This window comes from Streptomyces sp. NPDC057307, assembly GCF_042667665.1.
Classification (GTDB): Bacteria; Actinomycetota; Actinomycetes; order Streptomycetales; family Streptomycetaceae; genus Streptomyces.
In genome coordinates, this window is sequence record NZ_JBHUZM010000192.1 from 1 (window position 1) to 11891 (window position 11891).

General features: G+C 70.9%; 13 protein-coding genes. 6 read left to right on the forward strand and 7 right to left on the reverse strand.

Going from position 1 to position 11891, the window contains the following annotated elements; genetic code table 11:
* Positions 1 to 66: 66 nt before the first annotated feature.
* From ACFUN8_RS34745 to ACFUN8_RS34755, 3 genes are read right to left on the reverse strand one after another with little or no spacing between them, the layout of a single operon-like run.
* The gene (locus tag ACFUN8_RS34745) at positions 67 to 1227 is read right to left on the reverse strand and encodes an Mrp/NBP35 family ATP-binding protein (RefSeq protein ID WP_382571808.1); all 1161 of its coding nucleotides are present in this window, start codon (positions 1225 to 1227) and stop codon (positions 67 to 69) included.
* A 42-nt stretch (positions 1228 to 1269) separates the two neighbouring features.
* A complete protein-coding gene (locus ACFUN8_RS34750; protein WP_383646714.1) occupies positions 1270 to 1872 on the reverse strand; it encodes a DUF1003 domain-containing protein in 603 nt (200 codons plus the stop codon).
* Positions 1862 to 3136 carry a magnesium transporter MgtE N-terminal domain-containing protein gene (locus ACFUN8_RS34755; RefSeq protein ID WP_382571827.1) on the reverse strand — a complete coding sequence of 425 codons (1275 nt, stop codon included), beginning with the start codon at positions 3134 to 3136 and terminating at the stop codon, positions 1862 to 1864. The genes ACFUN8_RS34750 and ACFUN8_RS34755 overlap by 11 nt, the downstream gene beginning before the upstream one ends.
* 375 nt (positions 3137 to 3511) lie before the next feature.
* Here ACFUN8_RS34755 and ACFUN8_RS34760 point away from each other — a divergent pair, with 375 nt between their 5' ends.
* The gene (locus ACFUN8_RS34760) at positions 3512 to 4228 is read left to right on the forward strand and encodes a hypothetical protein (protein ID WP_383646717.1); all 717 of its coding nucleotides are present in this window, start codon (positions 3512 to 3514) and stop codon (positions 4226 to 4228) included.
* A 52-nt stretch (positions 4229 to 4280) separates the two neighbouring features.
* On the opposite strand, the gene ACFUN8_RS34765 is transcribed toward ACFUN8_RS34760, so the two are convergent.
* Both ACFUN8_RS34765 and ACFUN8_RS34770 read right to left on the reverse strand, forming a co-directional pair.
* Positions 4281 to 4808 carry a hypothetical protein gene (locus ACFUN8_RS34765; protein WP_383646720.1) on the reverse strand — a complete coding sequence of 176 codons (528 nt, stop codon included), beginning with the start codon at positions 4806 to 4808 and terminating at the stop codon, positions 4281 to 4283.
* A 56-nt stretch (positions 4809 to 4864) separates the two neighbouring features.
* Positions 4865 to 5980, reverse strand: coding sequence for a magnesium and cobalt transport protein CorA (locus ACFUN8_RS34770; protein WP_383646723.1), 1116 nt, complete (start codon positions 5978 to 5980; stop codon positions 4865 to 4867).
* A gap of 476 nt (positions 5981 to 6456) precedes the next feature.
* Between ACFUN8_RS34770 and ACFUN8_RS34775 the strand changes: the two genes are divergently transcribed.
* The 4 genes from ACFUN8_RS34775 to ACFUN8_RS34790 all read left to right on the forward strand — a co-directional run bounded on the left by ACFUN8_RS34775 (position 6457) and on the right by ACFUN8_RS34790 (position 9563).
* The gene (locus tag ACFUN8_RS34775; RefSeq protein ID WP_383646726.1) at positions 6457 to 7068 is read left to right on the forward strand and encodes a suppressor of fused domain protein; all 612 of its coding nucleotides are present in this window, start codon (positions 6457 to 6459) and stop codon (positions 7066 to 7068) included.
* A gap of 186 nt (positions 7069 to 7254) precedes the next feature.
* Positions 7255 to 7893, forward strand: a complete 639-nt coding sequence (locus ACFUN8_RS34780; RefSeq protein ID WP_383646728.1) for a DUF6758 family protein — start codon at positions 7255 to 7257, stop codon at positions 7891 to 7893.
* Positions 7894 to 7992: 99 nt separating this feature from the next.
* Positions 7993 to 8862: a PHP domain-containing protein gene (locus ACFUN8_RS34785; RefSeq protein WP_383646731.1), complete on the forward strand. Its 870-nt coding sequence runs from the start codon at positions 7993 to 7995 to the stop codon at positions 8860 to 8862.
* A 95-nt stretch (positions 8863 to 8957) separates the two neighbouring features.
* The gene (locus ACFUN8_RS34790; protein WP_383646734.1) at positions 8958 to 9563 is read left to right on the forward strand and encodes a MarC family protein; all 606 of its coding nucleotides are present in this window, start codon (positions 8958 to 8960) and stop codon (positions 9561 to 9563) included.
* An 80-nt stretch (positions 9564 to 9643) separates the two neighbouring features.
* On the opposite strand, the gene ACFUN8_RS34795 is transcribed toward ACFUN8_RS34790, so the two are convergent.
* Positions 9644 to 9796, reverse strand: coding sequence for a hypothetical protein (locus ACFUN8_RS34795; protein ID WP_187280063.1), 153 nt, complete (start codon positions 9794 to 9796; stop codon positions 9644 to 9646).
* Positions 9797 to 9972: 176 nt separating this feature from the next.
* Here ACFUN8_RS34795 and ACFUN8_RS34800 point away from each other — a divergent pair, with 176 nt between their 5' ends.
* Positions 9973 to 10884 (forward strand): NYN domain-containing protein, encoded by a 912-nt coding sequence (locus tag ACFUN8_RS34800; RefSeq protein ID WP_382571798.1) that lies wholly within the window; start codon positions 9973 to 9975, stop codon positions 10882 to 10884.
* Positions 10885 to 10893: 9 nt separating this feature from the next.
* Here the strand turns inward: ACFUN8_RS34800 and ACFUN8_RS34805 are convergent, their stop codons facing one another.
* Positions 10894 to 11766 carry an alpha/beta fold hydrolase gene (locus ACFUN8_RS34805; RefSeq protein WP_383646737.1) on the reverse strand — a complete coding sequence of 291 codons (873 nt, stop codon included), beginning with the start codon at positions 11764 to 11766 and terminating at the stop codon, positions 10894 to 10896.
* Positions 11767 to 11891 lie beyond the last annotated feature (125 nt).

Below are 11891 nucleotides of genomic sequence, written 5' to 3' on the forward strand. Positions count from 1 at the left end.
CGCCAATGGCGGGCGCCCCTTACAACTGCCTCAGAAACTGCCTCGGATACAACTGCCTCGGAACACTCAGAACTTGTTACGCGGCGTCAGCCCCAGCGTCATGCCCGCCAGTCCGCGCTGCCGGCCGCCCAGCTTGCCCGCGATCGACCGCAGCGCCGCGCCCGCGGGGGAGTCGGGGTCGGAGAGCACGACGGGCTTGCCGTCGTCGCCGCCCTCCCGCAGCCGTACGTCGATCGGGATCGCGCCGAGCACCGGCACCGAGGCGCCGGTCGTCTTCGTCAGCCCGTCGGCGACCCGCTGGCCGCCGCCCGTCCCGAACACGTCGATGATCTCGTCGCAGTGCGGGCACGGCAGGCCCGCCATGTTCTCGACCACGCCGACGATCTTCTGATGGGTCTGTACGGCGATGGACCCGGCCCGCTCCGCGACCTCCGCGGCGGCCTGCTGCGGCGTGGTGACCACCAGGATCTCGGCGTTCGGCACGAGCTGTGCCACCGAGATCGCGATGTCGCCCGTCCCCGGCGGCAGGTCGAGCAGCAGGACGTCCAGATCGCCCCAGTACACATCGGCCAGGAACTGCTGGAGCGCCCGGTGCAGCATCGGTCCGCGCCACACCACCGGGGAGTTGCCCGGGGTGAACATGCCGATCGAGATGACCTTCACGCCGTGCGCCGACGGCGGCATGATCATGTTCTCGACCTGGGTGGGCTTCCCGTCGGCCCCCAGCATGCGGGGCACGCTGTGCCCGTAGATGTCCGCGTCGACGACGCCGACCTTCAGACCGTCGGCGGCCATCGCCGCGGCCAGGTTGACCGTCACCGACGACTTGCCGACACCGCCCTTGCCCGACGCCACCGCGTACACCCGGGTCAGCGAGCCGGGCTTGGCGAAGGGGACCTCGCGCTCGGCCGTACCGCCACGCAGTGACGTGGCCAGGTCCTTGCGCTGCTCGTCGCTCATCACGTCGAGCGTGACGTCGACATGGGTGACGCCGGCGACCGAGGCGACGGCCTCCGTCACATTCGTGGTGATCGTCTCGCGCATGGGACAGCCGGACACCGTGAGATAGATCGTGACAGCCACCGCGCCGTCCGCCCCGATATCGACCGATTTGACCATGCCGAGGTCGGTGATCGGCCGGTGGATCTCGGGGTCGTTCACCGTCGCCAGTGCTGCGCGTACCGCGTCTTCCGCGGGAGCGACGGTTCCGTGCGTGTCGGTAGCCATAGGGAGATGGTACGGCGCGGCGCGCACACCCCGGAAAGCGCGTCAGTGCTCCGGGTGGTCGGCTTCGTCACGTCCGCGCGTCGGTTCGGCGGGCAGCAGGACATGCTGCTCGGCGAGGTCCCGCACCAGGTCCTGCAGCTCGGAACGGATCCAGTCGCGGGTGGCGACCTCGCCGAGTCCCATCCGCAGCGAGGCGATCTCACGGGTCAGATACTCGGTGTCGGCGATGGAGCGCTCGTTCTGCTTGCGCTCCTGCTCCTGGGTGACCCGGTCCCGGTCGTCCTGGCGGTTCTGCGCCAGCAGGATCAACGGGGCCGCGTACGAGGCCTGGAGGGACAGCGCCAGCGTCAGGAAGATGAACGGGTATTCGTCGAAACGCACCGCCGGGGGCGCGAAGATGTTCCACAGCACCCACACGATGATCGTCAGCGTCATCCAGACGATGAAGCGTCCCGTCCCGAGGAACCGCGCGATCCGCTCCGAGAGCCGGGCGAAAGCCTCGGGGTCGTAGTCCGGCAGCAGCCGGCGCCTCGGGGTGCGCGGCTGGTCGAGCCGTCCGCGCGGCCCACGCGCCACGGCGCTCGCTCCCGAGACCGCCGCGGCCCTTTCCCTCGCCGCCTCCTTGTCCGCGCGCTCAGTGGCCACTCGCGGCCTCCTCCAGGCCGTGGAACCCGGTCTCCCGCCAGTCGTCGGGCAGCAGGTGGTCCAGGACGTCGTCGACGGTCACGGCGCCGAGCAGTGAACCGCTCTCGTCCACGACCGGCGCCGCCACCATGTTGTACGTGGCGAGATACCCGGTGATCTCGGGCAGCGGCGTATCGGGCGACAGCGGCGGCAGGTCGCTCTCCACGATCGAGCCGACCAGCGTGAACGGCGGGTCGCGCAGCAGTCGTTGGAAGTGCACGGTGCCCAGGTACTTGCCCGTCGGTGTCTCGTCCGGCGCCCGGCACACGTAGACCTGCGCGGCCAGCGCGGGCGAGAGGGTCTGCCGGCGCACCCGCGCCAGCGCGTCGGCGACCGTCGCGTCCGGCCGCAGCACGATCGGCTCGGTGGTCATCAGGCCGCCCGCGGTCCGCTCCTCGTACGCCAGCAGCCGGCGCACATCGGCGGCGTCGTCGGGCCGCATCAGCGCCAGCAGCCGCTCCTTGTCCTCCTCGGGCAGCTCGGAGAGCAGGTCGGCCGCGTCGTCCGGGTCCATCGCCTCCAGGACGTCGGCGGCCCGGTCGTCCTTCAGCTTGCCCAGGATCTCCACCTGGTCGTCCTCCGGCAGCTCCTCCAGGACGTCGGCGAGCCGGTCGTCGTCGAGGGCCGCCGCCACCTCCGCGCGCCGCTTCGGCGTCAGATGGTGCAGCACGTTGGCCAGGTCGGCGGGGCGCAGCCGCTCGAAGGTCGCGACGAGGTTCTCCGCGCCCTGGCCGTCCTCCTCCAGCGTGAAGCCGGTGACCGCCGACCAGTCGACGGTCAGCGTCTCGCCGCGCCGCCGCAGCGCGCCGGCCTTGCCGCGCCGGACGAAGACCTTTCCGATCTCCCACTCGCGGCGGGCGGGCAGCTGCTGCACGGCGACATCGAGGACGGTCACCTGCTCGTCGTTCTCCACGAGCTGTACGCGGCGGTCGAGCAGCTCGCCCAGGACCAGCCGCTCGGTGGGCCGTTGCTCGAAGCGCCGCATGTTGACCACGCCCGTCGTGATCACCTGACCCGAGGCGACGCCCGTGATGCGGGTCATCGGCAGGAAGATCCGGTGCCGGCTGAGTACTTCGACGACCATGCCGAGCACCCGGGGCGGACGGCCGCCGACGCGCAGCATCGCCACGAGGTCGCGTACCCGTCCCACCTGGTCACCGTTGGGGTCGAAGACCGGCACACCGGCGAGGTGCGAGACGAAGACCCGGGAGGCGCCCGACGCCATCATGCGCTCCTCCCTGTCCACGACCGACCGCGACAGTCCGCGCCTGTTCGCGACTGTCCGTCCGTCTGTCTCTGTATGTCTGTCTCTGTCGGTGTGTGCTGCCGGCGGCCCTGACCGTGACGCCCGTGACTGTCCCCGTATCGACCGCGACAACGGGTTCAGGCTAGCCCGTACCGCTCCGTGCCGCCCTGGCGGATCCGTCCGTACGGTACGGGCGATCCGTCGCCGGGGCTCGTTGTCGATGGCCGTGGTCGGCACGGGTACGCTGCGGTCTGCCGTCCCCCGTCACGCATGAGAGGCAGTGCGTTCGTGACCCTTCTTCGGTCCTCCGCCCGACTTTGCCGGGCCGCGATTCCCGTGGCTCTCTGCGTCGGGATGACCGTCGCGCTCACGGCGTGCGGCAGCGACGAGGATCCGGACGCGGGGACGAACGGCGTCGGCAAACTGTCGGCCGCCGGGATCGAGAAGAAGGCGAAGACGGCGGCGGAGAGCGCGGACGCGGTGCGCCTGGCCGGCACGGTCGTCACCGACGGGCAGACGTACAAGCTCAACATGTCGCTCAAGGAGGCCGGCGGGACCGGATCGGTCAGCTCCAAGACCGGCGGCACGTTCGAGCTGCTGCGCGTCGAGGACGAGCTGTTCCTGAAGGCGGACGCGGACTTCTGGAGCCACGCGGACGACAAGGGCGGCGAGGGCGGGTCGGGCGGTACGCCCAGCGAGGCCGACGCCGAGGCCGCCGACAAGCTCGACGACAAGTACGTGAAGGTCCCCGAGGACGATCCGGCCTACGACCAGCTGCGGGGCTTCACCGACAAGAGCGTGCTGCTCGACGGGCTGCTGGGGCTGCACGGCAAGCGCGGCAAGGGCGACCGTACCGAGATCGGCGGCGTACGCACCATCACGGTCAACGGCAGCGGAGGCGCGGGCGGCTCGCTGAACGTGTCGCTGGAAGGTACGCCGTACCCGCTGCAACTGGCCCGCGCGGGTGACGCGGGGACGCTCACGCTCAGCGACTGGGGCAAGGACTTCCCCCTGGAGGCGCCGGCCAAGGGCGCGATGGTGGACTACGGCAGCACGCTGCCGAGCACCTGAGTCCGCCCGGGCGCCCGAGTCCGCGCGGGCGCCTGAGTCCGCCCGGCACCCGTCAGGCTTTCTTCTTGCGCTTGAACAGCAGTCGAGGCACGGCCGCCGGGGCCGGCTGACGCGTCGTCGCGGACGTCGGCAGGGGCACCGCCGCCTGCGAGTCCTGCGGCAGGTCGGTGATCGCGTCACGCGGCTCCAGACGCAGCACCCGCGACTCGCGCGCCCAGCGGTCCGTCATCTCGTCGAAGTCCGGCGCGTTCAGCCGCTTGCCCTTCAGCTCGGCGACAGCGCTCTCCCACGCCTCCGTACGAGGAGCGAGTTCGGTGACGGACGCGGTCCAGGCCACCAGCCGCCCGCCCTTGTCCTTGCTCCGTACGGTCACGTCGGCGGTGGAGCCGTCGACCAGCCCCGGCAGGGGCTGCTCGCCGTCGCCGTCCCCGACGATCAGCGCGGCGCCGTCGAGCCAGACGTGCCACAGGGCACGGGCGGGCGCGCCCGTGCCCCGCACCCAGATGAGGCCGGACTTCTTGGTGGCCTCCTCGACGAGCGCCTTGCCGAGGAGCGATGGGCCGGGAGCGGTTTCTGTCATGCCCGGCAGCCTAGGGGGTGTCGGCGAACCGGCCCCAGGCCCTGCCACCCCGGGCCCTACAGCCACCCGTTGCGCTTCAGCGTCCGGTGGATGGAGAGACAGACGACGGCGATGCCGCACAGCACCATCGGGTAGCCGTACTTCCATCCGAGTTCGGGCATGTGCTCGAAGTTCATGCCGTAGACGCCGCAGACCGCCGTCGGTACGGCGATGATCGCCGCCCAGGACGTGATCTTGCGCATGTCCTCGTTCTGCGCGACGGTCGCCTGCGCCAGATTGGCCTGGAGGATCGAGTTGAGCAGCTCGTCGAAGCCGATGACCTCCTCGTGCACCCTGGCCAGGTGGTCGGCGACGTCGCGGAAGTACTTCTGTACGTCGGGTTCGACCAGCCGCATCGGACGCTCGCTCAGCAGCTGCATCGGGCGCAGCAGCGGCGCCACGGCCCGCTTGAACTCCAGCACCTCGCGCTTTAGTTGATAGATCCGTCCCGCGTCGGAGCCCGGCGGGCTGCCCTTGGCGGGCGCCGAGAACACGGCGATCTCGACCTCGTCGATGTCGTCCTGCACTGCGGCGGCCACCGCGATGTATCCGTCGACCACATGGTCGGCGATGGAGTGCAGGACGGACGACGGCCCTTTGGCGAGGAGTTCGGTGTCGTCCTCCAGCCGGTGCCGCAGCGCGCGCAGCGAGCCCTTGCCGCCGTGCCGCACGGTGATGACGAAGTCCCGGCCGGTGAAGCACATGACCTCGCCGGTCTCCACGACCTCGCTGGTCGCGGTGAGTTCGGCGTGCTCGACGTAGTGGATGGTCTTGAAGACGGCGAAGAGGGTGTCGTCGTACCGCTCCAGCTTGGGCCGCTGGTGGGCGTGCACGGCGTCCTCGACGGCGAGCGGGTGCAGCCCGAACTCCTCGGCGATACCGGCGAATTCGGCCTCGGTCGGCTCATGCAGGCCGATCCAGGCGAAGCCGCCGCGCCTGCGCACCTCCAGCATCGCCTCGTGCGGGGTGAGGCACGGCTCGTCCTTCACCCGGCGGCCGTCGCGGTAGACGGCGCAGTCGACGACGGCGCTGGACGCCGAGGGGTCACGGGTGGAGTCGTACGTGCTGTAGGCGGTGTTGCTCTTGCGCAGGGACGGACGGACCGCCGCACGCAGGTCACGGATCATCGACATGGCTGGCTCCTCACGGAGAGGCCGTCGGCGGGGCGTGGCGCAGCCCGGAACGGGGACGTGACGCGCGTACGTGCCGACACGACATCGGAAACGGCGTGACATGACGGGCCACGACGTTGCGCGCATACGTCCGCAAAGCGGGCGGCACCGCGAGGACGCGGTGACGGCGTTCGCTACAGACAGGCAAAACAGTGCTGGTGCAGTGCTCTTCCGTCGTGCGACATGCCGCGGGCCTGTACGGGGCAGGGCCTCAGATGAGAGAGGCGGTACAGCGCGAGGAAGAGCGGCTGGTACTGGCCGGGTGACTTCGATCCACCGCAGCCCCACCTCCTCCTGCCGGTCCCCCGTAGGGGATGACGTGTGTCGGGACTGGAGAGCGACGCTCAGCGCGCTGTCCCGACCGGCGGCCCAGACTAGCAGCCGATCGGGGCCAATTTGGTCTCTTGCCCGTTAAGACGGCGTTCTATGCTCACCGGATGGCAGAAGTTCTTTCTCTGGTCGAGGCCCGGTTGCGTACGGCTCTCGGCGAACCGGACGCGCGCGCCGCGATGACGTTCGTGGGCACGGACCGCGTCGAGGTGCTGCGATTCCTCGACCCCGGGGAGTCACCGGACTCCGACGGCGGCGCCGTCGTGCGGTACGCCACGCTGGGGATGTCCGCGCGGCCGATGGCCGACCCGACGGTCGTCGTCCCCGACCCGGCGCGGGGGCCGCGCGCCGAGCTGATCCTGTCCGTACGCGCCGGGCTCGCCGACACCGACAAGGTGCTGCGCCCCCTCGCCGTACTGGCCGCGTCGCCCCAGGTCGAGGGGCTGGTCGTGGCCGCCGGCGCCTCGCTGGAGGTCGGTGAACCCCTGTGGCCGGGCGCGCCGTTCAGCTCCGTGCTCGTCGCGGAGTCCGGCGGACTGGTTCCCGACCTGGAACTGGACGCGCCGCTCGAACCCGTACGGTTTCTGCCGCTGCTCCCGATGACGCCCAACGAGGCCGCGTGGAAGCGGGTCAAGGGCGCGCAGGCGCTCCAGGAGCGGTGGCTGGCGCACGGGACGGACCTGCGCGACCCGCTGCGCGGCTCGGTCGCGCTGGACTGACGATCCCGCCGGACGGGCGCCGCGCCGGACCGGCGGTCTACGCGTAACACCTCGTGAGCCCCTGAACCCCCTACGCCGCCCGGAGGAGTACCCGTCTCGTACAGGCCGCCGGTATTTGCCGCGGTTCTGTGCCGGACGGGTGATCGTCCTTGACGGGGCGTCGACCGGGGAGGACCGTTGGGCCCCATGAGGGGCGAACCAGGTTGCCCGAAGTGCGGTGGCCGGGTCAGGGCGCCCGGTCTCTTCGCCGACTCCTGGCAGTGCGACACCCACGGCACGGTGCATCCGATGCAGCCGGTCATACCGCCCAGCGTCGAAGCCCTCGGGGTCGTGGTGAACCGCGCCCGCGTCCCCGTCTGGATGCCGTGGCCGCTCCCCGTCGGCTGGCTCTACACCGGTGTGGCGTACGCGGGCGACGACCGCAGCGGCGGCCGGGCCACCGCCGTCGCGTGCTCGGGACCGGGCCCGCTCGGCGGCTCGGGGGAGCTGCTGCTGGTCGCCGAGGAGCTGGGCGTCGGACTCGGGGCGCGGTACGCGGGGATCGACGGGCCGGACCCGGGCCCGCACATCTGCGTCGACAAGCCCCCGCACGCCAAACTGCTGGCCGCCGGCCGCCCCACCCCCCTCTGGCATGTGCCCGAGGCGCCGCCGGACCGCGCGGTCTTCGCGGGCGAGGCGCTCGGGCTGTGGCTCTGGGCGATCGTCTGGCCGGAGCAGACGGGGCTGCTGATGTACGACGAGCTGGTGCTCACCGATCTGCGGGACGCGGGCGCCGAGGTGGACCTGCTGCCGTGCGGGGCGCTGTCCCCGCGTCTGCTGAGCTGAGAGTCCGCCCCCGGGCCGGGGCCCGACCGTCCGGGAGGCCCCCGTACGCCCGTTATCCTGGACCGTCCCCTGCCGGTCCGAGCCCTTGGAGTACGCGTCGTGCGCATCGATCTGCACACCCACTCCACGGCGTCGGACGGTACGGACACCCCGGCCGAGCTGGTACGCAACGCGGCCGCCGCGGGTCTGGACGTCGTCGCGCTCACCGACCACGACACGACCCGGGGCCATGCCGAGGCGCTCAAGGCCCTCGCCGAACTGGACAGCGGCCTCACCCTTGTCACCGGCGCCGAGCTGTCCTGCCGGGCCGACGGTGTGAGCCTGCACATGCTGGCGTACCTCTTCGACCCCGACGAGCCCCAACTGCTGCGCGAGCGTGAGCTGGTGCGCGACGACCGGGTGCCGCGCGCGCGGGCGATGGTGGCCAAGCTCCAGGAACTCGGCGTGCCGATCACCTGGGAACAGGTCGCCCGGATCGCCGGGGACGGCTCGATCGGCCGCCCGCACGTCGCGTCGGCGCTCGTCGAGCTGGGCATCGTGGACTCGGTCGACGAGGCGTTCACCTCCCAGTGGCTCTCCGACCACGGCCGGGTGCACGTACCCCGGCACGAGCTGGACCCCTTCGAGGCGGTCCGGCTGGTCAAGGCCGCCGGCGGCGTCACCGTCATCGCGCATCCGCTGGCCGTGACCCGTGGCGCGGTCGTGGCCGAGGCGGCGCTCGTACGGCTGGCGGAGGCGGGACTCGACGGCGTCGAGGTCGACCACATGAACCACGACGAGCCCACGCGCGCCCGGCTGCGCGGACTCGCCGCCGAGCTGGGCCTGCTCACCACCGGCTCCAGCGACTACCACGGCAGCCGGAAGACCGTCCGGCTCGGGGAGTACAGCACCGACCCGGAGATCTACGGCGAGATCGTCCGGCGCGCCTCGGGCGCGTTCCCGGTCCCCGGCACGGGCGGACAGGCGTAGGTCCTGTCCGGCGACGGACAGGACCTGAGCGACCCGTACAGCACGCGCTCACCGCGTCCCCCGCGCCATCCGCCCACTCCTCGCAAGGCCACACCGTGTTCGACACCGCCGTTTTCGGTTCCCTCTTCCTGACCCTCTTCGTGATCATGGACCCGCCCGGGATCACGCCGATCTTCCTCGCCCTCACCTCCGGGCGCCCCGCCAAGGTCCAGCGCAGGATGGCCTGGCAGGCGGTGGCCGTCGCCTTCGGTGTGATCACCGTCTTCGGCCTCCTCGGCCAGCAGATCCTCGACTATCTGCATGTGTCCGTCCCCGCGCTGATGATCGCCGGCGGACTGCTCCTGCTGCTCATCGCGCTGGATCTGCTCACCGGCAAGACCGACGAACCCAAGCAGACGAAGGACGTCAACGTCGCCCTCGTACCGCTCGGCATGCCGCTCCTGGCCGGCCCCGGCGCGATCGTCTCCGTCATCCTCGCCGTGCAGCACGCCGACGGCGCCGCGGCGCAGGTGTCGGTGTGGGCGGCGATCGTGGCGATGCACGCCGTGCTCTGGCTGACGATGCGCTACTCGCTGGTGATCATCCGGTTGATCAAGGACGGCGGTGTGGTGCTGGTGACCAGGCTCGCCGGAATGATGCTCTCGGCCATCGCCGTACAGCAGATCATCAACGGCGTCACCCAGGTCGTCCAGGGTGCGTGACACCAAAGCGCCCCCGCACGGATGGTCCGTACGGGGGCGTCTCGACAGGTGCCGATCAGTGGATCCGATGGATCCGGAAATTATGAGGCCGTGGTGACGGCCGGTCGGATATAGAGGCGCTGCCCTGTTGAGGCGGCCTGCTGCACGATCTGATTGACGGAGGCGGCGTCCACGACGGTGCTGTCGACGGCGGTGCCGTCAGCATCGTTCAGTCGCATGATTTCGAAGCGCATATCGCTTCTCCCTTCGTCTGATCCTCCGTAGGAGAACTGTGTGTGACGGGTAGCCCATCGTTGATTACATAAGGCCACAACGCCTTGCCCTCTGCAAACATTCCCTACACTAAGGAAATTTTTCGGTTGGCTAACTACTGGCGGGTACAGTCGCGTCCACGGAGAATGGACCACGTATGAGCGAGGCAGAGATCAACCCCGACATCGCCGAGGTCGGCGCCCGCCTGGAGCGCACGAACGAACTGCTCCAGCGGATGCTCGCCGAGGTCGCGAAGACACCGTCCACGCACGCCATTTTCGTCGACGCGGGTTACGTCTACGCGGCAGCCGGATTACTTGTAGCGGGGACCGAGGACCGGCGGGCCTTCGATCTCGACGCCGAAGGGCTCATCGAGGCGTTCATCGACAAGGCGCGCACGATATTCGCGGACAGCAGGCTGCTGCGGGTCTACTGGTACGACGGCGCGCGGCGGCGTATCCACACGCCCGAGCAGCAGTCCATCGCCGAACTGCCCGACGTCAAGGTCCGGCTCGGCAATCTCAACGCCAACAATCAGCAGAAGGGCGTCGACTCACTGATCCGCACGGATCTCGAATCGCTCGCCAGGCACCGCGCCATCAGCGACGCCGCGCTGGTGGGCGGTGACGAGGACCTGGTGTCCGCCGTCGAGGCCGCGCAGGGGTACGGCGCACGTGTCCACCTCTGGGGCATCGAGGCCGGCGACGGGCGCAACCAGGCCGAGCCGCTTCTCTGGGAGGTCGACAGCCAGCGGACCTTCGACCTCGACTTCTGGAAGCCGTACGTGACACGGCGGCCGGTCACCACGTACGAGAACGAGGGCGATCCGCCGCCCTCGCGCGAACAGGTGCGCTTCATCGGCGCGCAGATCGCCGCGACCTGGCTGGTCGGGCGCGGGCGGGTGGCGATGGCGGAGCTGCTGCCCGGCCATCCGTATCTGCCGGGGCCGGTGGACCAGGACCTCCTGATCGAGGCGGAGAAGCTGCTGCAGCGGTCGCTGCGCGGGCACGCCGTACTGCGACGGGCGCTGCGCGACGGGTTCTGGCAGCACCTGGAGGCGCAGTTCTGAGCCGCGTGCTCAGATCGGTGCCCGGCCCTGGCGGCTGTCGTCCCAGAAGGCGCTGAGCGCGGCGGCCGTACGCGGCGGCTGATCGGTGTTCGGTGAGTGCTCCGCGCCCTCGATCACGGTCCGGCGGGCGTCCAGCCGGCGCGCCATGTCGTCGAGCAACGGCACCGGCCAGGTGTCGTCCCGCTCGCCCGACACCACATGCTTGGGCAGCGGCCGGACAGCGGCCAGCTCGGCGACCCGGTCCGGCTCCACCGTCAACTGCCGCCCCGTGGCGATCAGTTGGGCGGGGTTGTGGCGCAGCCAGCGGCGGCGCAGATCCGCGCTGCCACCGTCGACATCCGTCTCCTCCGGCGGCTCCATCGCCTGGATGCCCTCCCAGACCCGCTCCATGTCCCTGTGGGTGAGCACCAGGGCCTCGCTCAGCAGCCGTACCCGCTCCTGCTGGGAGGGGGCGATGCGCGCGGGGCCCGAGGAGATCAGCGTCAGCGTCAGGAACGGCTCGGCGTCCGTCAGGACGGCCGCGCGGGCGATCTGCCCGCCCAGCGAGTGCCCCACCAGATGGACCGGTGTGCCGACCGCCTCCGCCTGCGCCAGCACGTCCGCCGCCAACTCCTCCTGGGCGTAAGCCTCTTGGGAGTCGGGGCCGTCGGACTCGTACTGCCCGCGGCCGTCCACGGCGACGGCCCGGTAGCCGGCCGCGGTGAGCGGCTCCAGCATCGCGATGAAGTCCTCCTTACTGCCGGTGAATCCGGGCAGCAGAAGGGCGGTGCCCCGTGGTGTCCCCTCGGGGCGCGCGTCGAGCACGGCGAAGTGGCCGCGCCGCGTCGACAACTGGAGGGCGCGGGTGCGGGGCGGGGGAGTGAACGTGGGCGGCCGGCTCATGCGACGAGCGTAAGACCCCGCGCCCGCCGCCGCCTCACCCGGCCCTGGCGCCTCCTACGGAGGGCGGCGCACACGCCGATGGCCCGGCACCCCTGCGGGGCCCGGGCCATCGGCGTCGAAGCGTC

What these genes read in the sequence shown, in the direction of transcription:
- ACFUN8_RS34745 (WP_382571808.1), bottom strand. Translation starts at nt 1,227, where the DNA reads ATGGCTACCGACACGCACGGAACCGTCGCTCCCGCGGAAGACGCGGTA.
- ACFUN8_RS34755 (WP_382571827.1), bottom strand. Translation starts at nt 3,136, where the DNA reads ATGGCGTCGGGCGCCTCCCGGGTCTTCGTCTCGCACCTCGCCGGTGTG.
- ACFUN8_RS34760 (WP_383646717.1), top strand. Translation starts at nt 3,512, where the DNA reads ATGACCGTCGCGCTCACGGCGTGCGGCAGCGACGAGGATCCGGACGCG.
- ACFUN8_RS34765 (WP_383646720.1), bottom strand. Translation starts at nt 4,808, where the DNA reads ATGACAGAAACCGCTCCCGGCCCATCGCTCCTCGGCAAGGCGCTCGTC.
- ACFUN8_RS34770 (WP_383646723.1), bottom strand. Translation starts at nt 5,980, where the DNA reads ATGTCGATGATCCGTGACCTGCGTGCGGCGGTCCGTCCGTCCCTGCGC.
- ACFUN8_RS34775 (WP_383646726.1), top strand. Translation starts at nt 6,457, where the DNA reads ATGGCAGAAGTTCTTTCTCTGGTCGAGGCCCGGTTGCGTACGGCTCTC.
- ACFUN8_RS34780 (WP_383646728.1), top strand. Translation starts at nt 7,255, where the DNA reads ATGAGGGGCGAACCAGGTTGCCCGAAGTGCGGTGGCCGGGTCAGGGCG.
- ACFUN8_RS34795 (WP_187280063.1), bottom strand. Translation starts at nt 9,796, where the DNA reads ATGCGCTTCGAAATCATGCGACTGAACGATGCTGACGGCACCGCCGTC.
- ACFUN8_RS34800 (WP_382571798.1), top strand. Translation starts at nt 9,973, where the DNA reads ATGAGCGAGGCAGAGATCAACCCCGACATCGCCGAGGTCGGCGCCCGC.
- ACFUN8_RS34805 (WP_383646737.1), bottom strand. Translation starts at nt 11,766, where the DNA reads ATGAGCCGGCCGCCCACGTTCACTCCCCCGCCCCGCACCCGCGCCCTC.